Origin of the sequence: Enterobacter cloacae complex sp. P13B, from assembly GCF_014895915.1 — a bacterium.
GTDB classification, from domain to species: domain Bacteria; phylum Pseudomonadota; class Gammaproteobacteria; order Enterobacterales; family Enterobacteriaceae; genus Enterobacter; species Enterobacter bugandensis.
Genome location: NZ_JADBQN010000005.1, coordinates 250,929 through 273,557 on the forward strand (window position 1 = coordinate 250,929; position 22,629 = coordinate 273,557).

Consider the following 22,629-nt stretch of genomic DNA (forward strand, 5'->3'; position numbering starts at 1 on the left):
CCGTAAATACCTTTCAACTCAATCCGAGGCTTTGATGCTGGAGAATGTAATCATCCGATAATCAGCTCCCCGACCTTTTCAGGCCGGACTGATTATCAATGCGCCGAAATCGAATGCGGACACCGCTGTGTGTTTGCACGTTTTGCACATGATGATTAAACAGGTTTTCCAGTATGAATTTATCCCGTCAGGAACAGCGTACCTTACACGTTCTCGCCAAAGGTGGCCGTATTGTGCACGTCCGCGATACGTCCGGCCGCGTCACCGCCGTTGAATGCTACACCCGCGAAGGGCTATTGCTCAGCGACTGCACGCTCGCCGTCTTCAAAAAGCTCAAAACCAAAAAGCTGATCAAATCCGTTAACGGTCAGCCCTACCGCATCAATACTACCGGGCTGAACAACGTCCGTGCCCAGCCTGATAATCGTTAAGGAGAGGACGATGGATATCCCACGCATATTTACTGTTAGCGAAAGCGAACACCGCATTCATAACCCCTTCACACCAGAAAAGTACGCCACGCTCGGGCGCGTGTTACGCATGAAGCCAGGCGCGCGCCTTCTCGATCTCGGCAGCGGTTCGGGAGAGATGCTTTGCACCTGGGCACGCGATCACGGGATTTCCGGTATTGGCATCGACATGAGCCCGCTCTTTACCACGCAGGCAACGCGGCGCGCAGAGGCGCTCGGCGTCAGTGAACGCGTCCATTTTGTGCATAACGACGCGGCTGGCTACGTGGCTGATGAACAATGCGACGTGGCGGCCTGTGTTGGCGCCACATGGATTGCTGGCGGCGTCGCCGGGACAATGGACCTGCTGGCACAAAGCCTTAAGCCCGGGGGAATCATGCTCATCGGTGAACCTTACTGGCGACAGATTCCCGCAACGGAGGAGACGGCTCGGGCTTGCGGCGTCTCGTCCACCGCAGACTTTCTCACCCTGCCCGACCTTGTCGCGTCTTTCGATCGCCAGGGCTATGACCTGGTCGAAATGGTGCTGGCAGATCAGGAAGGCTGGGACAGATACGAAGCCGCGAAATGGATGACCCTGCGCCGCTGGCTGGATCAAAACCCCGACGATGGTTTTGCACAGGAGGTGCGCACGGAGCTGACGGCAGCGCCTAAGCGCCACGTGGCTTACACAAGGGAATATATTGGCTGGGGCGTGTTTGCGTTAATTGCACGATAGGAGGGAGTGGCGGTATAGCCTTTTGGGGCTATACCGGCCTTAAGCATGAAGCGCTCAGCATTGTGAACGCTGCGCTACGCCTGGCATGAAAAAACTTCTATCATTGCTTTTTCCGTTACCGCATTCACAGGCGCTTTATGGACACCCCTTCTTTTCTCTATTTATTGCTTTTCCCGGCCAAAAAGATGATGAAAGTGGGTAAAGCCAATAATATCTATAACCGCATTCAGTCGCTAAAACGGGTCTGGGGCGATGTGGATTATGCCCATTCTTACCGCATTGCGTTACCGCAGTCCGAGGTCTTTAAGCTGGAAAAAATGCTGCATTTTCTTTTGGCCAAATATCAAACGGGCATTGATGCCGGCGACGGCTATACCGAGCTGTTTTCCATTGAGGCGCTGGAGCCCGCCATTAAGCATATTCATTACGTCATTGAGCATGGGGTCATTGATGCTCAGCTCCTTCAGGGAATCGAAAAGCCACAGCTTCGGCCCGGCAAAAGCGCGGCGCATCGCCACGCGAAAATGAAAAAGCGGTCAGATACTATGATTAACAATGTTGTCAGGGTGACGGAACAGTTCAGCAGGATAAATCGTTTACTGCTTATCTTGCTATTTAAGCAGCACCGCCTTCGTTATCAATATGACATTGAAGGTAATACCATACTGTTTCGGATAGCAGACAACCGTACTGACCAACGCGATGCTCACAAAATAATGCGCATGTTCAGCTTTTTTATTGAAGACTTCAGATACTTGGGAGGGACCAACTACTGCTCGGGGGTCTTTGGTGAAGGCACGGTCACGCAATACAACGTGGAGTTGATTTCAGGCGACCCTGACGCACATCCTCTGGTGGCCTATCTCGCCTCGCAAACAGAGCGCTTGTTTAATAAATTGCCATCGCGATCGGCGTTATTAATGGAAGATCTGCCGATACTGGAATCGAGCCGAATCCTGCGTAGGGTATTACAGAGTGATGACGAGGATTAAGTTGCTTATGCGGCGACACTTAATGCTATTCAAGGGCAAGACGACGTACTGTCATCAAGACAGATGCCCTCTGGTGAATCCTTTATCGCGCTGTGGGAAGTCATGGATTATTGGTACGCCAGTTATATCTGGTGCTAGAAATCGCCGCTGAGGGCTTCTGGTGAAGCGTAGAAGGGATTGATGGGACTTCATGCGCTGGTGTGGAAAAAGATATGCATCTATGACCGCCAGGACGGGAGAATTTCGCCAGGTGAGGGTAGACCTTCTACCCGTTGTGGTAACGTCGCCGTAGTGGCTTTGTATCTGCTGGTGAATAGAAAAATATGCTTTTATGGCGTTTAATGCTCTGGCAGGATCAAAGGCCTGAAACCTGGAGTTGTGGGGTGACCAGACAAACTCATCCAAAATCCTTGAACAAGTAAACTCACCTCAAATCCTCCCGAATGCTATCCTTCTGTTGATCAAATCGCTGTTGTATACCCCGCTTCACGCCAACGCGCCGAAAAGCAATACCTGACCAAAAAAGCCAATTTGGCGAAGAAAAGCGCTTTTCACCGAGGGCCTGGGCTGACGGCCTAGCAGCGGTCCAACAGAGGCGGGGATATTTTCAGCAGGAGAATGTAAACTGGAAGGATAAAACAACGGGACACCCACGGGGGCGGGTTGTGAAAGTATTTCCTGTTATCTTCGACCTTATTGCACGTAAAATGACCAGACACATTTTGGGAAGGAGTCTTTAATGGATATTGCGCTGCTCAACAGGGGCTGGAACAGAACATGGTCAGATACCATGGTAAATCTGGAAGCCCGGAAACTCGTCGAAACTGCAAATCGGCTATCAGCATTCTATTTGCAAGATGGGATAACACGTATCAAGTTTGTCGAAGAGATAAGGCAGGTCGTAGAGAAAGAATTTGAAACTGCACGACGGGCCAAAACCGATGAAGAATGCATTGCATGCATCAAAAATCTGCGTGCCGAAACAGATAATCTGCAAGAACAAGAACGCCTGTTAAGAACCAGAGCCGCCCAACTTTATGCAAAGGTCGAGTTTGTCAGGGAAAACAATAAAATTGTCGGATATGTTATTTCGGCAATCCATATAGTGGTATCTGGAGCAGCATTATTTGGTGGGATGGTTATGATGTCCACTATGACCCCTGTTGGAGTTCTTGCAGGAGCAGTTTTATTTGTTGATGGTATTAACGGTATAACAAAAGAAGCAAGCCATCTTCGCTATGGTGAACAATCCAAATCGGAAGGGATTTTTGCTGATGGCGCAATGGAGACCGCACAATTTATGGGGTTTAGCCCAAAAAGTGGATTAGCTCTTTATAATACGGTGACTCTAGGGGCGAGTGTCTATAGTATCTTCGGCTTAGCAAGGAAACCCGGAGCTTGGCGATTATTCCGTTGGCTGCCGCGTGATTACTACCGAAAAGTTGACACAATGAGCAAGCCTAAGCTAACGATGAAAATCGCTGGATATGGTGTCAAAGCGAAAGTCATTTTTGATCTTCTGGCTACTGATAACAGTACTAATTAAGATTTGTTCGCTCTACAGAATCGCCAGGATTTATAAGCAAGTACAGGCGGTTGTATAAAAATTGCAACCGCTGCGCCACAAGAAAGGCCAATAGCACCAGAGAAAACACTCTGCTCAGATGCGAACATCACAAGAAAAATGAATACAGCAAGGCAACCGGATACAACCCACACGGCTAGAATAAATCGCCTGGCCAGGTCCCTGATTGCATTCCCCAACGTTCCACCATAGCTTTCAACGTTGTTCTTTATCTTCTTCAAATCCGATGGTGTAAAGCCAGAACTCAACAAAGCCTCATCAGTAACATCCATATTGTCCTCTCCGCATTTCTTAACTGGCAATGGCACACATAATCATAATGATGAACTTTACAGTAATCCATATGATGTTTGTGCAATGTAGCAGATTTCAGACAATAGAAGCCATAAAGCCCCGTTAGTGGTAAGAAGACAAGCGGAGCGTAGCGATTTCATCTGGCCAACCTAGTTGGTTTCGCTTTGCGAAAGTCACCAGTGACCAAATCAGATTGTCAGAGGAATCACACCTTATCAGGGTGCTCATGTACCTTTCGGAGCGTGAGCGAAGCGCTGGCAGAGCCGGATCTGTAGCTACCGGAGCATTACCACTATTCACCTGTTTACGCAGCCACAAGGCCGCACATCGGGCTTAAATACGTGTGTTCAATCTGTTTCGGGAGGATTTAGAGACGTTGGCAGCGTCATCAGCTTCGAGTTGATAGCGGTTCGTGGGGACTGTTCACGCTTTGTGCCTGTTCGAGCTTTACAACTACAGGCCGCTACGTGCTAACATCCCTGAGTAGCCACTGTTAACCATAGCGGCAACTGTTGGTCATAGAATCCCTTAAAAAAAGATTGTATCTTGAGAGCGATAATCGCCTTAAGTTATTGTTTTTAAAGGATTTTATTGTGTGAGTGCCGATAATAGGAGTCGAACCTACGACCTTCGCATTACGAATGCGCTGCTCTACCAACTGAGCTATATCGGCCCTGAGAGGCCGGTTACGAGTGTAACCACGGAGCAAAAGGTTAGATCTAACCGGGTGATGCGTCAATGCCCTTTTGATTCAAACGGCTATTTTTGCATCACCCGTAACTATTTAGGCACGAATCGTATCGTCACCGAAGCCGATCCACTTATAGGTGGTCAGCGCTTCAAGGCCCATCGGACCACGCGCGTGCAGTTTCTGCGTGCTGACCGCCACTTCTGCGCCAAGTCCGAACTGGCCGCCGTCCGTGAAACGGGTGGAGGCGTTCACATATACCGCAGAGGAATCCACTTCATTCACAAAGCGATCGGCATTGCGCAGCGTACGCGTCAGGATCGCGTCAGAATGCTGCGTGCCGTGTTCACGAATGTGCGCAATAGCGTCGTCGAGATCCGCAACCACCTTCACGTTCAGATCCAGCGACAGGAACTCGTCGTCGTACTGCTCCGCTTTTACGGGAACCACGCTAGCCGGGCCACCCTGGAGCAGCGCGAGGGCATTGGTATCAGCGTGCAGCGTCACCCCGCTCTCCGCCATCTGTTTGCTCAGGGCTGGCAGGAAGGCGCTCGCAATCCCCTGATGCACCAGCAGCGTTTCTACGGTGTTACAGGTGCTTGGGCGCTGGGTTTTGGCGTTGACGATAATCTTCAGCGCTGGCTCAATTTCGGCGCTGTCGTCCACCACGATATGGCATACGCCGATGCCGCCCGTGATGACCGGAATGGTCGACTGCTCGCGGCACAGCTTGTGCAGGCCCGCGCCACCGCGTGGGATCAGCATGTCGATGTATTTGTCCATGCGCAGCATCTCGTTGACCAGCGCGCGGTCAGGGCTCTCAATCGCCTGCACGGCACCCGCCGGCAAACCGCACTCTTCCAGCGCCTGCTGGATGACTTTCACCGTCGCGGCGTTGGTGCGCCAGGTCTCTTTCCCACCGCGCAAAATGGCGGCATTACCGGTTTTCAGGCACAGGGAAGCGACGTCAACCGTCACGTTTGGACGGGCTTCATAAATCACGCCGATGACGCCGAGCGGCACGCGGCGACGCTCCAGACGCAAACCGCTGTCGAGCAGCCCACCGTCAATCACCTGTCCTACCGGGTCGGCCAGGTTACAAACCTGACGGACATCGTCGGCGATACTTTTAAGACGCGCCGGGTTCAGCGCCAGGCGGTCGAGCATCGCTTCGCTCAGGCCGTTTCGACGCGCTTCCAGCAGATCCTGCTCGTTGGCAAGCAAAATGTCCTGAGACTGTGCTTCCAGATAATCAGCGATTTTTTCCAGCACGCGGTTTTTCTCGCGGCTGGAAAGGAGCGCCAGTTTGTAAGAAGCGGCCTTCGCGGCTGCGCCCATTTGTTCCAGCATGTTCTGGCTCCTTAACGAATAATCATGTCATCGCGATGCACGGCAACCGGGCCATATTCATAGCCCAGAATAGCGTCGATCTGCTGCGAGTGGTGGCCCGCAATGCGGCGCAGGGCATCGCTGTTATAGCGGCTTACGCCATGCGCGATGTCGCGACCTTCCAGGTTACGGATGCGGATCACTTCACCACGGGAGAAGTTGCCTGTCACGCTTTTAATTCCTTTAGGAAGCAATGAACTCCCTCGTTCCAGAATCGCCGCAGTTGCCCCTTCATCAACGGTGAGTTCACCGGCAGGCGGCGCGCCAAAGATCCAGCGCTTGCGGTTCTCCAGCGGGGATTCCTGGGCGTGGAAGCGGGTGCCGACGGAAATGCCTTCCATCACGTCGCCAATCACGCCAGGGCGGCTGCCCGCGGCAATGATGGTGTCGATACCGGCGCGGCACGCCACGTCGGCGGCCTGCAGCTTGGTCCCCATCCCGCCCGTTCCGAGGCCGGACACGCTGTCACCGGCGATGGCGCGCAGCGCATCGTCGATACCATGAACATCGGTAATCAGCTCGGCTTCCGGGTTGGAGCGCGGGTCGGCGGTGAACAGCCCCTGCTGATCGGTCAGAAGCAGGAGTTTATCGGCCCCGGCCAGAATGGCGGCCAGCGCAGAGAGGTTATCGTTATCGCCCACTTTTATTTCAGCGGTGGCAACGGCATCGTTTTCGTTGATAACGGGAACAATATAGTTGTCCAGCAGCGCGCGCAGGGTATCGCGGGCGTTCAGGAAGCGCTCCCGGTCTTCCATATCCGCACGCGTCAGCAGCATCTGCCCGACGTGAATACCGTAGATAGAGAACAGCTGTTCCCAGAGTTGAATGAGTCGGCTTTGTCCCACGGCGGCCAGCAGCTGTTTAGAGGCGATCGTCGCGGGGAGTTCGGGATAACCCAGGTGTTCACGCCCGGCGGCAATCGCCCCGGAGGTCACAATCACAATACGGTGCCCTGCGGCATGCAGCTGAGCGCACTGGCGTACAAGCTCAACAATGTGGGCGCGATTTAGGCGGCGCGATCCGCCTGTTAACACACTGGTACCGAGTTTTACCACCAGCGTCTGGCTGTCACTCATGATTCTCTGCCGTTCAACGATAAGGGAAAGTAATGTCGAACGAACGTTTTAACAGGAGTCAGCCCGGTTGCCAACTGCCTTAGTGCATCACCAGGCACTTTGTTGCGCGGGATCAGGAAGCGTAGCGGCAGAATTTGACAAATTTATTACCGTAATAATAAATCACAGTTTTTTAAAATTATTCTTAGTTTGTCATAAAAGTTTCATTCCAGAACGATAAAACCCTTCCTGTTTTTTCACGGGACTTAAGCATCAGCTTATCGTCCAGCGAATTTTTAAAGCGCGTTTATAAGACAGGATCGAAAATGAAAAAGAGCACTCTGGCATTAGTGGTTATGGGCGTGGTGGCATCCGCATCTGTTCACGCAGCAGAAGTTTATAATAAAAACGGTAATAAACTGGACGTGTACGGCAAAGTGAAAGCTATGCACTATATCAGTGATGATGACACCAAAGATGGTGACCAGACTTACGTTCGTTTCGGTTTTAAAGGCGAAACCCAGATTAACGATCAGCTGACGGGCTACGGCCGTTGGGAAGCTGAATTCGCAGGTAACAAACCTGAAAGCGACTCCTCGCAGAAAACACGTCTGGCGTTCGCCGGTATTAAACTGAAAGACTTTGGTTCACTGGATTACGGTCGTAACCTGGGCGCGCTTTATGACGTCGCGGCATACACCGATATGTTCCCTGAGTTCGGCGGTGACGGCCTGGCACAGACCGACAACTTCATGACGAAACGTGCCTCCGGACTGGCCACCTACCGCAATACCGACTTCTTTGGCATGGTAGACGGTCTTGATATGACCCTGCAGTACCAGGGCAAAAACGAAAACCGCGACGTGAAAAAGCAGAACGGTGACGGCTTTGGTACGTCTCTGGCCTATGACTTCGGCGGCAGCGATTTCTCCGTCATTGGTGCTTATGCCAGCTCCGATCGCACCAACGCGCAGAACCTGCAGGCGCGCGGTGAAGGTAAAAAAGCCGAGGGCTGGGCAACCGGTCTGAAATACGACGCGAACGATATTTACCTGGCCACTATTTATTCTGAAACCCGCAATATGGCCCCTATCTCCGGTGGTTTTGCAAATAAAGCGCAAAACTTCGAAGTGGTTGCACAATATCAGTTTGACTTTGGTCTGCGCCCATCCGTGGGTTATGTACAGTCCAAAGGTAAAGATATCGAAGGCATTGGCGACGAAGATATCGTGAAATATATTGACGTGGGTGCCACGTATTACTTCAACAAAAACATGTCCGCGTTTGTTGATTATAAAATCAACCAGATTGACGACGATAATAAACTGGGCGTAAGCAGCGATGATATCGTTGCCCTGGGTATGACCTACCAGTTCTAAGATTATCCGAATAAGAAAATCCCGGCATATAAGCCGGGATTTTTTTGCCCTGTGGCGCTGTGACGCTATCAGGCAGTGAGCTTCACCGCTTCGCTGGAAAAGTTATCCGCTGGCTCGAACTTGAGATCCAGGCTCGCCAGCAGTGCGCTCGCTTTGTCGTGGAACTCTTTCAGGGTGTATTCCAGGCGGTCAATCACTTCCTGATCTTTAATGGTGGTGGCCTGCCAGTTGCCGTCTTTGTTAAACAGGCCAAACTGGTAGCTATACGTAAAACGTTTCTCCTCTGCTTCCATTTCCATCCACCAGCCCCAGAATTCACGTTTTTCGGGTGCAGGCTTCACGTTGACGCATACAGCCAGGCAGTCGAAAAAAAAGCGATTCTCTTCACACTGCTCTTCTCGAATATACGGGCCGAGAGCCATAAATTTCTTAATCAGCCTACTTTTCGGGTGTCCACTCGGTAACGTCATTGCGATCTCCTTTTGTGAAGCCACTGTTTTACCAAACCAGCGAAATTTAGCAATCTATTAACACACTCTCTGGGCGATCCAGCGCGTGATCTCTTTCAAGGCTTTGTCAAAATTCTGATACACCGGACTGAACGGCACCTCAAGCAATTTGCCATCCGCAGATGACGAAGTGATTAAGCGTGACTCTTCCTCCGGGCTGAACGGATCGTTTTTCCAGAAACCGGACAGCATCGGCGTCGGGCAGCGGCGTCCCAGCAACCCTTGCGTTTTTAACGAGTAGCGATTGAGCTCAACGCGCAGCGCTTCGTCTGAGGCATCATGCATGCCAAGTCGACTGGCAAGGACGTCCAGATACATCTCCGGCACGCTGCCCTGACGGGCAGGATCGCTGAGCAGGGCGTGAACCACCGGGCCCAGGCAGGCGACGGCCTTCAGACGTGAAGATTCAAGGTAAGCCAGACGCACCGCAACGTTGGCACCAAAACGGAAGCCGAACGCCGCGACGCGGGTGTGGTCAACCCACGGAACATTTTCCAGCGCTTTAAGCGCATGCTGGTGCAGCAGGCTCGAATCCTGCGTTAACTTCCACTTCGATGAGAATCCAATAGAAGGCATATCGAGCGTCAGCATCGCGATCCCTTTTGGTGCGAAGTAGCGCTCATACAGGCTGTAATAGTCGATTTGCAGAGAGTCCAGCCCGCCGCACATTAGCACGGTCGGGAACGGGCCGTCGCCTTCAGGCATGTGCAGGAACCCGGTGACGGGCGCACCGCCCGGAACGGCGAACTCAAGCTCGCGCATCTGACCCGGCAGGCGTTGAGCAGCTTCCTCATAGGCACGATTCGCCAGCGCCTGAGCCTGCTCGGCCAGCTCATCCCCTTTCAAATGCGGATAGGCGGCGATGGCGTAGAGGTTGGCCGCATGCAGCCAGTGCTTGCCGCTTCGCGTGGCATCCTCTTCCTGGCTGGCTTTTTGCTGCCAGAGCATCGCCTGTTTAGACCATTCGTAGATCCAGTTCCCGCCCCGGTAGCCCACCACCGTGTCGTAGAGCTCGCTGTCGGTACGCTCCGACTCGCTCATTACGATACGCGCCTGCACGTCGAGGATTTCACGGGGATCGATACCGCGCCAGATCCACATCAGGCGGTTAATCATGCGATACCAGTGGGGCACGTTTTTACCGTCTAACGCGGACTGGACGGCAGGCATGGTTCCCGGATTAAACCGACGGACCAGCGTCGACGTTTCAGGGTGTTTGAAACGGGGTTTGAAAAGCGTCTCGGTGAGATTTGCCTGCGTCATTGCGTTGCCTCCATGGATACGTCATATAGTGCCCATTGTAACGCGTGGCAGGCCAAAAAGAACAACGCCCGGCATAGCCGGGAGTGTAAAGTTACGTACTGGTATTAACGGCCTGAGATAGGCGGCACGAAGACCACGCCCATATCCCATGGCTGTTCAATCCAGGTATCCTGCGGGATATCAATGACGTAATCGTCAACCAGCGGACGGCCAGCAGGCTTCGCAAAGATAGTGACGAAGTGCGCTTTCGGGTACATTTCGCGAATTGCGACCGCTGTACCGCCGGTATCCACCAGATCGTCGATAACGATGAAGCCTTCACCGTCGCCTTCAGCGCGTTTCAGCACTTTCAGCTCACGCTGGTTATCATGGTCATAGCTGGAGATGCAGACGGTATCGACATGACGAATACCCAGCTCACGTGCCAGCAGCGCCCCCGGTACCAGACCGCCACGGCTGACGGCAATAATGCCTTTCCACTGTTCGGAAGGCATCAGACGCGCAGCCAGTTTGCGTGCGTGAATCTGCAACATGTCCCAGGTGACGACGTATTTTTCGCTCATGTGAAGTGTCCCAGCCTGTTTTTATACGGCTTAAAAAGTGTTCGAGGGGGAAATAGGTTGCGCGAGATTATAGAGTTCTGGCGCACTAAAAACCAGTGTTTAGCGCTCCCTGCCTGAGTTTTTACATGCTTTATGCTACCAGCCAGCAGAGAAAGTGGTATTCTCAGTTGCATCTCGCAAGCCTGTCTTGTGGTAACTATTAACCTGCTAACCCTGTGGCCTGCAACCCTGTTTGCAGCGCCTCGACAAGGAGACTTATCGTGTCTGAACTGTCTCAATTATCTCCGCAGCCGCTGTGGGATATTTTTGCCAAAATTTGCTCCATTCCACACCCTTCCTACCATGAAGAACAGCTTGCCGAACATATTATGGGTTGGGCGAAGGAAAAAGGTCTGCACGCAGAGCGCGACCAGGTTGGCAACATTCTGATCCGCAAACCGGCTACCGCAGGCATGGAAAACCGTAAACCGGTTGTACTGCAGGCGCACCTGGACATGGTGCCACAGAAAAACAACGACACCGTTCACGACTTCACTAAAGACCCAATCCAGCCGTACATCGACGGCGACTGGGTAAAAGCGCGCGGCACCACCCTGGGCGCGGACAACGGCATCGGTATGGCCTCTGCGCTGGCGGTGCTGGCTGACGACAGCGTTGAACACGGTCCGCTGGAAGTGCTGCTGACCATGACCGAAGAAGCGGGCATGGACGGCGCGTTCGGTCTGCAGGCGAACTGGCTGCAGGCAGATATCCTGATCAACACCGACTCCGAAGAAGAAGGCGAGATCTACATGGGCTGCGCGGGCGGGATTGATTTCATCTCTACCCTGCCGCTGTCACGCGAAGCGATCCCTGCTGGCTACCAGACCTTCAAGCTGACGCTGAAAGGGCTGAAAGGCGGCCACTCCGGCGGTGATATTCACCTGGGCCTGGGTAACGCCAACAAACTGCTGGCGCGCTTCCTGGCGGGCCACGCGGCCGAGCTGGACCTGCGTCTGGTGGACTTCAACGGCGGCACCCTGCGCAACGCGATCCCACGCGAAGCCTTTGCCACCGTGGCGGTGCCAGCGGCGAAAGCGGACGAGCTGAAAAAACTCTCCAGCGTCTACCTGGATATCCTGAAAAACGAACTGTCGGCGAAAGAGAAGAACCTGACCGTGGTGCTGGAATCCGTGTCTACGGATAAAGCCGCCCTGACCGCGCAGTCTCGCGACAGCTTCGTTCAGCTGCTGAACGCGACGCCAAACGGCGTGATTCGCAACTCTGACGTGGCGAAAGGCGTGGTGGAAACCTCTCTGAACGTGGGCGTGGTGACCATGAGCGACGACAGTGCGGAAATTATCTGCCTGATCCGCTCCCTGATCGACAGCGGTAAAGAGTATGTAGTAAGCATGCTGGAATCTCTGGGTGCGCTGGCGGGCGCGAAAACCTCCGCCAAAGGCAGCTACCCTGGCTGGCAGCCGGATGCAAGCTCTCCGGTGATGGCGCTGGTGCGTGAAACTTATCAGCGTCTGTTCAACAGCACCCCGAACATCCAGGTGATCCACGCGGGTCTGGAATGTGGTCTGTTTAAGAAGCCGTATCCGGACATGGACATGGTTTCCATCGGGCCAACCATTACCGGTCCACACTCGCCGGATGAGCAGGTTCATATTGAAAGCGTCGGCCATTACTGGACGCTGTTGACGGAACTGCTGAAGGCGATCCCTGCGAAGTAATTTGTCGTCTGTTGCCCGGCGGCGCTACGCTTGCCGGGCCTACGATGAGTGCAATCTACAATCCCAAAACCAGCTGACGCTCCAGCTGCGGATCCAGCAGCGTGACGTGCAGTCCCACCAGCCTCACCCCTCGTCCGCCTCGTCGTTCTTCCCACGCCTTTTTCGCCGTTGCGATAAGATCTTCTTTGTTCAGGCGCGGCCAGATGTGCTCCTGCGTCGTCTGCTGAAAGTCGTTAAATTTCAGCTTGATGCCCTGTCGGGCAATGAGTAAATCAGGCTTTACTTTGATCAGGCGTCGCTCCAGCTCCGGATAGAGCTGTTCCGTAATAATGGTTTCGCATTCCGACCAGTCATGGATGTCTTCGCTCAGCGTGCGCTCAACCCCGACCGATTTACGAAGCCGTTCGTTGTTTACATCGCGGTCGTCAATGCCCTGACTGCGCTCCCACAGCACGCGGCCAAACTTCCCAAAGCGCTTGAGCAGCATAGCCAGGTCGCTTCGCTGCACGTCTTCGCAGGTGCGTAACCCCATACTTTCCAGCTTCGCGGCGGAGACTTTGCCTACGCCGGGGATTTTGCCAAGCGGCAGCGTTTTTAAAAACGCCGGGACTTCTTCAGGGGTGATGACGTACTGACCGTTGGGTTTATTTAAATCGGAAGCAATTTTGGCGAGAAATTTTACCGGCGCGACGCCTGCCGACGCGGTGAGATTCAGCTCGTTGAAAATGGTCTGGCGGATCTCCTGCGCCATCAGGGTAGCGGAGCCGTGACAGTGCAGGCTGTCGGTGACGTCCAGATAGGCTTCGTCCAGCGAAAGCGGTTCAATCAGTGAGGTGTAGCGGGAGAAGATTTCGCGTATATGGTTTGAGGCTTCTTTATAGGCGTCAAAGCGCCCGGGCAAAAGAGTAAGGTGCGGACACAGTTTCAGCGCCATCGCCGTCGGCATGGCGCTGCGCACGCCAAATTTGCGTGCAGGATAGTTGGCGGTGCTGATCACACCGCGCTGAACGCGGCTGCCGCCAATGGCGATGGGAATATCCCGCAGCGCCGGGTTGTCACGCATCTCCACTGCGGCAAAAAAGCAGTCCATATCGACATGGATTATTTTGCGCATCGGTCATACCACACATGTATTTATATACAGTATAACAAAAGGCAAAAAATGCGTCAGCTATTTTCCTTACTCACGGTTGTCATATAAACGTGTTACAAACATTCGTAATAAAACCTTTATATACATACACTTATGTAATCAATGGAGCGTAATTATTCATGAAGAAAATTCTCCCGATTTCGTTACTGTTTCTGGCGAGTGCTGCATCTGCTAGCCCTGCGATCGTTGCCCACCGGGGCGGGACTGCGGATGCACCTGAAAATACCCTGCCAGCCATTAAGCTCGCCCTCGAAAACAAAGCAGATATCGTCTGGATTACCGTGCAGCTCAGTCGGGATGGCGTACCGGTTCTCTATCGACCTGCCGATCTGAAAGCGTTAACCAATTTGCAGGGAAAGGTGTCGCAGTATACCGCTGAAGAACTGGCAAAGGCGGATGCCAGCGTGAAGTGGAAAGATAAGGGCCTGCCGGAAAACCTGCTTAATTCCCCGATACCGACGCTGAAGTCGGTGCTGAGCGCCTGGCCAAATACGCGTTTTTTCATTGACATCAAATCGCCGGATGCCGATCCGGCGACCATGGGCAACGCGCTGCTTAACGTATTGAAAGAGACCAACAGCCTGAATCGCGTTCGCGTTTATTCAACCGAAGATCGCTATATGGAAGCATTGCCTGTCGAAATCCCCCGCTTTGTCACGCGCAGCGAAACCCGCACGCGTCTGGCCACGATTTCGTTGAGCCATGAATGTCTGCCTCCTTCACAAAAAATGGACGATTACTGGTATGGGCTTGAGTTAAACCGAAAAGTAGAAGTGGTCGAGAAATTCACCTTAGGCGAAGGTGTCTCTCCTGCAACATTAACGTGGGACAAAGAGGCCGTTGACTGCTTCCGCTCTCAGGGCAATGCCCATCTGATTTTTATCGGCGTGAACTCTGAAGAGGATTACCAGAAGGCGAAAACACTGGGTGCCGAAGGGGTTCTTGTAGACTCACCAGCCAAAGCCAAAAGCTGGGCAAAATAAATGATAAAGGCCGCACGAAGCGGCCTTTTCCTAGATGATCCTCTGCTGATCCCGGGCCATCCGTTTTTTACGGGCATCACAGGGCTCCGGGCAGTCGCACACCTTTTCCATTCCGATGGAAGAGATACCTCCACAGCTGCCCTGAATGCTTTTACGCTTGATGATCCAGCCTAAAGACATACCGAACACCACCAGCAAAAACACCGCAAAGGTTGCCAGAAAGGTCAACATAATCAGCCTCCGAAATCATCAAGGAGGATGTTTTCATTTTCCACGCCGAGATCTTTGAGCATCTTGATCACGGCGGCGTTCATCATTGGCGGACCACACATATAGAACTCGCAGTCTTCCGGTGCCGGGTGCTGTTTGAGGTAGTTTTCATACAGCACGTTGTGAATGAATCCCGTATAGCCCGTCCAGTTATCTTCCGGCTGCGGATCGGAGAGCGCCACGTGGAAGGTAAAGTTCGGATTCTCACGCGCCAGCTGTTCAAACTCATCGTCGTAGAACATTTCGCGCAGCGAGCGCGCACCGTACCAGAAGCTGATTTTACGCTTGCTGCCGAGACGCTTGAGCTGGTCAAAGATGTGCGAGCGCATAGGGGCCATACCCGCACCGCCGCCGATAAAGACCATTTCGGCGTCGGTATCTTTAGCAAAAAACTCGCCGAACGGACCGGAGATCGTCACCTTGTCGCCTGGCTTAAGGGACCAGATATACGACGACATCACGCCCGGCGGCGCGTCAGGCACGTTTGGCGGCGGCGTGGCGATACGCACGTTGAGCATGATAATGCCCTTCTCTTCCGGGTAGTTAGCCATGGAATAGGCGCGCAGCGCGGGTTCTTTTACCTCGGAAACAAAGCGGAAGAGATTAAATTTATCCCAGTCGGCCCGGTACTCATCGGGCACGTCGAAGTCCGCATAGGCCACGGTGTGCGCCGGACACTCAATCTGGATATACCCACCTGCACGGAACGGGACGCTCTCCCCTTCAGGGACACGCAGCTTGAGCTCTTTAATGAACGTGGCTTTGTTATCGTTCGAGATAACCTCGCACTCCCATTTTTTCACGCCGAAAATCTCTTCCGGCAGCTCAATCTTCATGTTCTGACGCACCGCGACCTGGCACGCCAGGCGGCACCCCTCTTTCGCTTCACGCTTCGTAATATGCGACAGTTCAGTAGGCAGAATATCACCGCCCCCCTCTTTCACCGTCACACGACACTGCCCGCATGAGCCGCCTCCACCGCAGGCTGACGAGACAAAAATCCCGTTGCCCGAGAGCGTATTAAGCAGCTTGTCCCCTGCCGGAGTGCGGATCTGGTTCTGCGGATCGTCATTGATATCAATGATCACATCCCCGGAATTAACCAGCTTTGCGCGCGCCGCCAGAATCAGCCCTGACAGCACCAGTACTATCAGCGTGAACATCACCACGCCAAGAATAATTTCCATCTGTTAGCCCTTATAGCTGCACACCGGAGAAGGACATAAAGCCCAACGCCATCAGGCCGGTGGTGATAAAGGTGATCCCTAAGCCACGCAGCCCCGCAGGCACGTTGGCATATTTCATTTTTTCACGGATCCCCGCCATAGTGACAATCGCCAGCATCCAGCCGATACCGGAACCGAAGCCGTACACCACCGATTCACTGAAGTTGTAATCGCGCTGAACCATAAACGAGACGCCACCGAAGATGGCGCAGTTCACCGCGATCAGCGGCAGGAAGATCCCCAGAGCGTTGTACAGCGACGGGAAATACTTATCGAGGATCATCTCCAGGATTTGTACCAGCGCCGCAATCACCCCGATGAAGGTGATGAAGTTCAGGAAGCTAAGATCGACGCCTTCCACCAGCGCGCCGTCCCGCAGCACGAAGTTGAACACCAGGTTGTTAATCGGAACCGAAAGCCCCAGCACAACGGTGACCGCCACGCCCAGGCCAAATGCCGTCGAGACCTTTTTAGAAACGGCAAGGAACGTACACATGCCCAGGAAGAAAGCGAGCGCCATGTTTTCAACAAACACCGCGCGCACAAATAAACTCAGGTAATGAGCCATTGTCGGTTACTCCTTTTCCTGCTGCTCAGGCTTCAGCGTACGAATCAGCCAGATCAGCAAACCGATAATGAAAAACGCGCTTGGGGCCAGCAGGAACAGGCCGTTCGGCAGATACCAGCCGCCGTTCTGTACCGTATCCAGCACCTGAACGCCAAACAGCTTGCCGCTGCCAATCAGCTCGCGCAGGAAACCGACCGTCAGGAGGATCACGCCGTAGCCCAGGCCGTTGCCGATACCGTCCATAAAGCTCGCCAGCGGCGGCATTTTCATGGCGTAGGCTTCAGCGCGCCCCATCACGATGCAGTTGGTGATAATCAGGCCGACAAACACCGAAAGCTGCTTCGAGGTTTCGTAGGCAAAAGCGCGCAGCAGCTGATCGACCACGATCACCAGCGAGGCGATGATCGCCATCTGCACGATGATCCTCACGCTGTTGGGGATGTGGTGGCGGATCATCGAGATAAACATGCTGGAAAACGCCGTCACCAGCGTTACCGCCAGCGTCATCACCACCGCCGTTTCCAGCTTGGTCGTTACCGCCAGAGCCGAGCACACACCCAGCACCTGCAGGGTTATCGGGTTATTGGCTAAAAGTGGGCCAATCAGCACTTTTTTAACTTCTTTCAGTTCACCCGTATCAGCCATTGTTCAGCGCTCCTTCACGTACGTTCTTCAGGAAGGGACCAAAGCCCAGTTCACCCATCCAGAAATCAAAACTGTGCTGCACCCCGTTAGAGGTGAGTGTGGCGCCGGAAAGACCGTCAACGGCGAATTCATCCCCAGGACGCGCGCCTCCTTTCACCACCTTCAGCGCAGGCTGACCGTTATCATTGAGCACTTTTTTACCGATAAACTGCGCACGCCAGTTAGGGTTTTCCACTTCGCCACCCAGCCCCGGCGTTTCGCCCTGATCGTAATAAGTTATACCTTTGACCGTGCGGCCATCGGTATCCAGTGCCACAAACGCATACATCATTGACCATAAGCCGTTGCCGTAGATGGGCAACACGATTTCCTGTATGCGCTTCTGCTCGTCACGGACGAGGTAAATTTCCGCGACATTGCTGCGGCGCTTAATGCCAGCCGGATCCTGCGAGGCCTCAAGCACGGTGCTCATCTGCGGATCCTTTAATGCCAGCGCCTGGTTATATTTCGCCGGGTCTTTATCCATCAGCTCGCCGGTTTTTAAATCCACCAGCCGTGCGGTAATGCGTTCAGCAAACACGTCGGCGACGTCGTCCTTCGTCATGCCTTCCTGCATCAGCCCGGCCACGGCCAGGATGTTGCGCTGTTTATCCAGCGCGCGCTGTTCCTGCTGCAGCGGTTTCAACCCTACGGCGGAACCGGCAACCACGATGGAACAGACCAGACACAGCACCAAAACCACCAGCAGCGTTTTGCTGATGCTGTCGTTATTTTTAACCTCAGCCACGCGCCTTCCTCCGCTTAATGTTGGCGCGCACGACCAGGTAGTCGAACAGCGGCGCAAACAGGTTGGCAAACAGAATGGCCAACATCATCCCTTCCGGATAGGCCGGGTTGACCACGCGAATAAGTACACACATCACGCCAATGAGCGCGCCGTAACACCATTTCCCCCTGTCGGTAAAGGAAGCCGAGACGGGATCGGTGGCCATGAACATCATGCCAAACGCAAAGCCTCCCAGCACCAGGTGCCAGTACCACGGCATGGAGAACATCGGGTTCGTGTCTGAACCAATGAGGTTGAACAGCGTGGCGGTAAGCACCATGCCGAGCATAACGCCCGCGACGATGCGCCAGGACGCCACGCGGCCAAAGAGGATGATGGCCCCGCCGATCAAAATCATCAGGGTAGATACTTCGCCAATGGAGCCCGGAATGTTGCCAAGAAACGCGTCAAACCAGGTCACGGGCTGGCCGGTAGCATTGTTGACCAGCGTTTCGCCGCCACCTGCCGCCCACTGAGAAAGCGGCGTCGCGCCGGAGAAACCGTCCGCAGCCGTCCACACCAGGTCGCCCGAAATCTGCGCCGGGTAAGCAAAGAACAGGAACGCACGCCCCGCCAGCGCCGGGTTGAGGAAGTTACGACCGGTGCCGCCGAAAATCTCTTTGGCAATCACCACGCCAAAGCTGATCCCCATCGCCGCCTGCCAGAGCGGTAGCGTGGGCGGAACAATCAGCGCAAACAGAATGGAGGTCACGAAGAAGCCTTCGTTGATCTCGTGTTTGCGGATGATGGCGAACAGCACTTCCCAGAAGCCGCCCACGATAAAGACGGTCATGTAGATCGGCAGGAAGAAGACGGCCCCCAGCGTCATCATGCTGACCCAGCCTGCATCAGCCGCAAAGCTGACGCCCAGCGACTGCGCCAGACGATAGTGCCAGTCAGACTGGATCACCTGCGCCAGCTGCTGAGCGTCGTGCATATGATGCAGCGCCGGAATGGTTTGCAGACCAACGTTGTACATGCCCCAGAACATGGCCGGGAAAACCGCAAACCACACCAGAATCATCATGCGTTTCAGATCGATGGCATCGCGAACGTGCGCTGCCCCTTTCGTCACCAGACCCGGAGTGTAGAAAATAGTCGTCGTCGCTTCATACAGCGGGTAGTACTTTTTGAGCTTCCCTTCGGTAAAGTGCGGCTCAATTTTTTCAAAGAGGTGTTTTAATCCCATGGTTATCCTTCCTGCTCAATGCGGGTTAACACCTCGCGCAATACGGGTCCATATTCGTATTTACCCGGACACACATAGGTACAGAGCGCCAGATCTTCTTCATCCAGTTCCAGACAACCGAGCGCCTGCGCGCCGTCGGTATCGCCTGCCAGAAGATCGCGCAGCAGCACGGTAGGCAGAATATCCAGCGGCATTACACGTTCGTAGTTGCCAATCGGAACCATCGCGCGCTCGCCGCCGTTTGTGCTGGTAGAGAAGTTAAAGAGCTTATGACGCAGGAAGTGGCCAAGCGTGGTGCGGGTGACAGAGTATTTTTCTGCGCCAGGCAGAACCCAGCCGAACAGCTCTTTCTCACGCCCTTCCACAACGACGCTCACCTGAAGATGGAAACGTCCCAGGTACGCGTGCGCATTGACAGCGCGGCGGCCGCTGAGTACCGAACCGGAAATGAGGCGGTTTTCACCCTCTTTCGTTTCCCCTACCAGCAGTTCATTAATGTCTGCACCCAGAAGCGTCTTAACCAGACGCGGGTTTGCGGCCTGCGGCCCGCCGATAGCGATAATCCGTTCAGCGCAGAGTTCACCCGTCGTAAAGAGCTTACCGATGGCAATGACATCCTGATAATTAAGGTGCCAGACCTGTTTTTTGAGGCTCACCGGCTCAAGGAAGTGGATATGGGTCCCGACCAGACCCGCCGGATGCGGGCCGGAAAATTCATTAAACGTAACCTGTCCCTGCGGATGGCCGCCAAGCTTGCCGCCGCTGGCCTGGCAAACGTGCACTTTTCCGGGCGTCAGGCGAGTCAGAACGGTCAGCCCGGCATCAAAGGCTTTACGCTGCGCCAGGATAATGGGCTGCGGGTCTGCGCTGAGCGGGTTGGTGTCGATGGCCGTCACGAAAATGGCAGCCGGGGCGGTATCAGGAACGGGTGATTTGCTGAAAGGACGCGTACGCAGCGCCGTCCACAGGCCGGACGCGAGCAGCTGAGCCTGCACATCTTCGCGGCTAAGCGTCGCGAGGTCTGCCGCATCATAACGAGCAAACTCACGCTGTTCATCGCCTTCAATGCGGATTACCACCGACTGCAGCACGCGACGCTCGCCGCGGTTGATTGCTACCACGGTGCCGCTGGCGGGGGCCGTGAACATGACGCCGGGATTTTTTTTGTCTTCAAAGAGCGCCTGCCCTTTGATCACGCGATCGCCCTCCTGCACCAGCATTGAAGGACGCATTCCCAGATAATCGTCACCTAAAATTGCGACATGACGGACGCTTGCGCCACACGAGACGTGCTGCTCAGGCACGCCTGCAATCGGCAAATTAAGTCCTTTTTTTATTTTAAACATGTGGTTAGCAGGTTTCCATAAACAACAATCCAGTGGGCGCAAAGTGTAACATTTTCCCCTTCTCTCGGGCAGGGGATCCACGGTCGGGCGCGCCAAAATGCGAGCTATTACGCAAAGTTCCTGGAGCCAGCGCGTTTTTGATGGTTTATAAAGTAAAACTAATTTGTAAACTCACCGCCCGGCTCTTGCGAAAATCTATAGCGGTGCTAATGTGAGCGCACCTAACAGAATAATCTGATTTCGGGTCTCTTTTGCCGTCCTGGCAAGTTAGTCCAGGTTTTATCAAGGAATTTGTAGTATGCGTAAAATCGCATTGTTCATTGCGATGCTTCTGATTCCGTGCATGTCGTTTGCCGGGCTGCTCAGCAGCAACAGCTCCACCACGCCGATCAGCAAAGAATATAAACAGCAGTTAATGGGATCCCCGGTTTATATTCAAATCTTCAAGGAAGAGCGCACGCTCGAACTGTTTGTAAAAATGGGCGAAACATATCAGCTGCTTGATAGCTACAAAATTTGTAACTATTCCGGCGGGCTGGGCCCGAAACAGCGTCAGGGCGATTTCAAAAGCCCGGAAGGTTTTTACAACGTTCAGCGTAACCAGTTAAAGCCGGATAGCCGCTTCTATAAAGCCATCAACATCGGTTTCCCGAATGCCTATGACCGTGCTCACGGTTATGAAGGGAAATACCTGATGATCCACGGTGCCTGCGTGTCTGTCGGCTGCTACGCGATGACCGACTCCGGCATTGATGAGATTTTCCAGTTCGTAACCGGCGCACTGGTCTTTGGGCAGCCTAACGTTCAGGTCAGCATCTATCCGTTCCGCATGACCGATGCCAATATGGCGCGCCATAAGTACTCTTACTACGCCGATTTCTGGAAACAGCTCAAGCCGGGTTATGACTACTTTGAGCAGACCCACAAGCCGCCGGTAGTCTCTATCGTTGATGGCCGTTACGTGGTCAGCAAACCGCTGAGCCACGAAGTCGTCCACCCGCAGCTGGCGTCAAATTACACGGTCCCCGAGACAAAATAGCACCCACTCGCCTGGCATAATCTTTTGCCAGGTTTCGTTGCCCGTCAGCGGCTGCGTTGCAATAACGGTGACCACATCGTTCGGTGTGGTCTCTTTCTGAAAATCTATCTCCACATCCTGATCGAGCAGCGTAGCAACGCCAAACGGCGCACGGCGCGTGATCCAGAAGAGATTCGTCGAGCAGAACGCCATCACGTAGCGCCCGTCAGACAACAGCATGTTAAACACGCCTTTTTCACGCAATTCAGCTGCCAGCGTCGCGATGTATTTGAATACGGCGGCCATATTGCCGGGCGTGCGCGGATAACGTTCCGTCAGCTTATGCAGCAGCCAGCAGAAGGCCTTCTCGCTGTCCGTTTCGCCCACCGGACGGAAGTTGCCCGTTTCCAGAGATTTATAGCCCGTAAGCTGCCCGTTGTGCGCGTAGGTCCAGTTACGGCCCCACAGCTCGCGGGTAAAGGGATGGGTATTTTCCAGCGCAACTTCGCCGCGGTTTGCCTGGCGAATATGCGCGATCACTGAACAGGATTTAATGGGATAGTCCTGCACCAGTTTGGCAATCGGTGAGTTAAAGCTGGGCTGTGGATCTTTGAACGTGCGACACCCTTTGCCTTCGTAGAAGGTGATGCCCCAGCCGTCTTTATGCGGCCCGGTTCCCCCACCGCGCTGAACCAGCCCGGTGAAGCTAAAGCAGATATCGGTTGGCACATTGGCGCTCATCCCGAGCAGTTCGCACATACATCACCTCCACAACAGCGGGG

23 protein-coding genes and 1 tRNA gene are annotated in these 22,629 nt (G+C 53.9%); 8 read left to right on the plus strand and 16 right to left on the minus strand.

Annotated features, from left to right (window positions below):
- The first annotated feature begins 173 nt into the window (after positions 1 to 173).
- From IM273_RS03205 to IM273_RS03220, 4 genes are all read left to right on the plus strand, one after another.
- Positions 174 to 431: a YjhX family toxin gene (locus tag IM273_RS03205; RefSeq protein WP_193050744.1), complete on the plus strand. Its 258-nt coding sequence runs from the start codon at positions 174 to 176 to the stop codon at positions 429 to 431.
- A 10-nt stretch (positions 432 to 441) separates the two neighbouring features.
- Positions 442 to 1,188 carry a cyclopropane-fatty-acyl-phospholipid synthase family protein gene (locus IM273_RS03210; protein ID WP_193050746.1) on the plus strand — a complete coding sequence of 249 codons (747 nt, stop codon included), beginning with the start codon at positions 442 to 444 and terminating at the stop codon, positions 1,186 to 1,188.
- 137 nt (positions 1,189 to 1,325) lie between these two features.
- A complete protein-coding gene (locus IM273_RS03215; protein ID WP_193050748.1) occupies positions 1,326 to 2,180 on the plus strand; it encodes a GIY-YIG nuclease family protein in 855 nt (284 codons plus the stop codon).
- A 739-nt stretch (positions 2,181 to 2,919) separates the two neighbouring features.
- Positions 2,920 to 3,726 (plus strand): DUF4225 domain-containing protein, encoded by an 807-nt coding sequence (locus tag IM273_RS03220; RefSeq protein WP_023306876.1) that lies wholly within the window; start codon positions 2,920 to 2,922, stop codon positions 3,724 to 3,726.
- Here IM273_RS03220 and IM273_RS03225 read toward each other — a convergent pair.
- From IM273_RS03225 to proB, 4 genes are all read right to left on the minus strand, one after another.
- Positions 3,723 to 4,037 (minus strand): hypothetical protein, encoded by a 315-nt coding sequence (locus IM273_RS03225; RefSeq protein WP_015673660.1) that lies wholly within the window; start codon positions 4,035 to 4,037, stop codon positions 3,723 to 3,725. The genes IM273_RS03220 and IM273_RS03225 overlap by 4 nt on opposite strands.
- 622 nt (positions 4,038 to 4,659) lie before the next feature.
- Positions 4,660 to 4,732 (minus strand) — tRNA-Thr (locus IM273_RS03230).
- Between the two features lie 111 nt (positions 4,733 to 4,843).
- On the minus strand, positions 4,844 to 6,097 hold the full coding sequence (gene proA, locus IM273_RS03235; protein WP_059357359.1) for a glutamate-5-semialdehyde dehydrogenase: 1,254 nt from the start codon (positions 6,095 to 6,097) through the stop codon (positions 4,844 to 4,846).
- Between the two features lie 11 nt (positions 6,098 to 6,108).
- The gene (proB, locus tag IM273_RS03240) at positions 6,109 to 7,212 is read right to left on the minus strand and encodes a glutamate 5-kinase (protein ID WP_193050750.1); all 1,104 of its coding nucleotides are present in this window, start codon (positions 7,210 to 7,212) and stop codon (positions 6,109 to 6,111) included.
- 305 nt (positions 7,213 to 7,517) lie between these two features.
- Between proB and phoE the strand changes: the two genes are divergently transcribed.
- A complete protein-coding gene (phoE, locus tag IM273_RS03245) occupies positions 7,518 to 8,570 on the plus strand; it encodes a phosphoporin PhoE (protein WP_193050752.1) in 1,053 nt (350 codons plus the stop codon).
- Between the two features lie 68 nt (positions 8,571 to 8,638).
- Here the strand turns inward: phoE and crl are convergent, their stop codons facing one another.
- The 3 genes from crl to gpt form a co-directional block, all read right to left on the minus strand.
- A complete protein-coding gene (crl, locus tag IM273_RS03250; protein WP_045259792.1) occupies positions 8,639 to 9,040 on the minus strand; it encodes a sigma factor-binding protein Crl in 402 nt (133 codons plus the stop codon).
- A 57-nt stretch (positions 9,041 to 9,097) separates the two neighbouring features.
- Positions 9,098 to 10,342, minus strand: coding sequence for an esterase FrsA (frsA, locus tag IM273_RS03255; protein ID WP_028012084.1), 1,245 nt, complete (start codon positions 10,340 to 10,342; stop codon positions 9,098 to 9,100).
- 104 nt (positions 10,343 to 10,446) lie between these two features.
- On the minus strand, positions 10,447 to 10,905 hold the full coding sequence (gene gpt, locus IM273_RS03260) for a xanthine phosphoribosyltransferase (RefSeq protein ID WP_003863205.1): 459 nt from the start codon (positions 10,903 to 10,905) through the stop codon (positions 10,447 to 10,449).
- A 260-nt stretch (positions 10,906 to 11,165) separates the two neighbouring features.
- On the opposite strand from gpt, the gene pepD reads away from it, so the two are divergent.
- The gene (gene pepD / locus IM273_RS03265) at positions 11,166 to 12,623 is read left to right on the plus strand and encodes a cytosol nonspecific dipeptidase (RefSeq protein ID WP_088205254.1); all 1,458 of its coding nucleotides are present in this window, start codon (positions 11,166 to 11,168) and stop codon (positions 12,621 to 12,623) included.
- 55 nt (positions 12,624 to 12,678) lie between these two features.
- Here the strand turns inward: pepD and dinB are convergent, their stop codons facing one another.
- Positions 12,679 to 13,737 (minus strand): DNA polymerase IV, encoded by a 1,059-nt coding sequence (dinB, locus tag IM273_RS03270; RefSeq protein WP_193050753.1) that lies wholly within the window; start codon positions 13,735 to 13,737, stop codon positions 12,679 to 12,681.
- 158 nt (positions 13,738 to 13,895) lie between these two features.
- Here dinB and IM273_RS03275 point away from each other — a divergent pair, with 158 nt between their 5' ends.
- Complete coding sequence (locus tag IM273_RS03275; protein ID WP_193050754.1) at positions 13,896 to 14,759, plus strand: glycerophosphodiester phosphodiesterase family protein; 864 nt, start codon at positions 13,896 to 13,898, stop codon at positions 14,757 to 14,759.
- Positions 14,760 to 14,789: 30 nt separating this feature from the next.
- On the opposite strand, the gene nqrM is transcribed toward IM273_RS03275, so the two are convergent.
- From nqrM to IM273_RS03310, 7 genes are read right to left on the minus strand one after another with little or no spacing between them, the layout of a single operon-like run.
- The gene (gene nqrM, locus IM273_RS03280) at positions 14,790 to 14,990 is read right to left on the minus strand and encodes a (Na+)-NQR maturation NqrM (RefSeq protein WP_041911135.1); all 201 of its coding nucleotides are present in this window, start codon (positions 14,988 to 14,990) and stop codon (positions 14,790 to 14,792) included.
- Positions 14,991 to 14,992: 2 nt separating this feature from the next.
- Positions 14,993 to 16,216 carry an NADH:ubiquinone reductase (Na(+)-transporting) subunit F gene (gene nqrF, locus IM273_RS03285; RefSeq protein ID WP_193050755.1) on the minus strand — a complete coding sequence of 408 codons (1,224 nt, stop codon included), beginning with the start codon at positions 16,214 to 16,216 and terminating at the stop codon, positions 14,993 to 14,995.
- A 10-nt stretch (positions 16,217 to 16,226) separates the two neighbouring features.
- Positions 16,227 to 16,823, minus strand: coding sequence for an NADH:ubiquinone reductase (Na(+)-transporting) subunit E (gene nqrE / locus IM273_RS03290; RefSeq protein WP_003863217.1), 597 nt, complete (start codon positions 16,821 to 16,823; stop codon positions 16,227 to 16,229).
- 6 nt (positions 16,824 to 16,829) lie between these two features.
- Entirely contained in the window at positions 16,830 to 17,468 is a 639-nt protein-coding gene (locus tag IM273_RS03295) for an NADH:ubiquinone reductase (Na(+)-transporting) subunit D (protein WP_028012078.1), read from the minus strand.
- Entirely contained in the window at positions 17,461 to 18,255 is a 795-nt protein-coding gene (locus IM273_RS03300; protein ID WP_059357367.1) for a Na(+)-translocating NADH-quinone reductase subunit C, read from the minus strand. The genes IM273_RS03295 and IM273_RS03300 overlap by 8 nt, the downstream gene beginning before the upstream one ends.
- Positions 18,248 to 19,483, minus strand: a complete 1,236-nt coding sequence (locus IM273_RS03305; protein ID WP_193050756.1) for an NADH:ubiquinone reductase (Na(+)-transporting) subunit B — start codon at positions 19,481 to 19,483, stop codon at positions 18,248 to 18,250. The genes IM273_RS03300 and IM273_RS03305 overlap by 8 nt, the downstream gene beginning before the upstream one ends.
- Before the next feature lie 2 nt (positions 19,484 to 19,485).
- Positions 19,486 to 20,829: a Na(+)-translocating NADH-quinone reductase subunit A gene (locus tag IM273_RS03310; protein WP_193050757.1), complete on the minus strand. Its 1,344-nt coding sequence runs from the start codon at positions 20,827 to 20,829 to the stop codon at positions 19,486 to 19,488.
- A 298-nt stretch (positions 20,830 to 21,127) separates the two neighbouring features.
- Here IM273_RS03310 and dpaA point away from each other — a divergent pair, with 298 nt between their 5' ends.
- Positions 21,128 to 21,868: a peptidoglycan meso-diaminopimelic acid protein amidase gene (gene dpaA, locus IM273_RS03315; RefSeq protein ID WP_028012074.1), complete on the plus strand. Its 741-nt coding sequence runs from the start codon at positions 21,128 to 21,130 to the stop codon at positions 21,866 to 21,868.
- Here the strand turns inward: dpaA and IM273_RS03320 are convergent.
- Positions 21,839 to 22,606: a class II glutamine amidotransferase gene (locus tag IM273_RS03320; RefSeq protein WP_028012073.1), complete on the minus strand. Its 768-nt coding sequence runs from the start codon at positions 22,604 to 22,606 to the stop codon at positions 21,839 to 21,841. The genes dpaA and IM273_RS03320 overlap by 30 nt on opposite strands.
- Between the last annotated feature and the right edge of the window lie 23 nt (positions 22,607 to 22,629).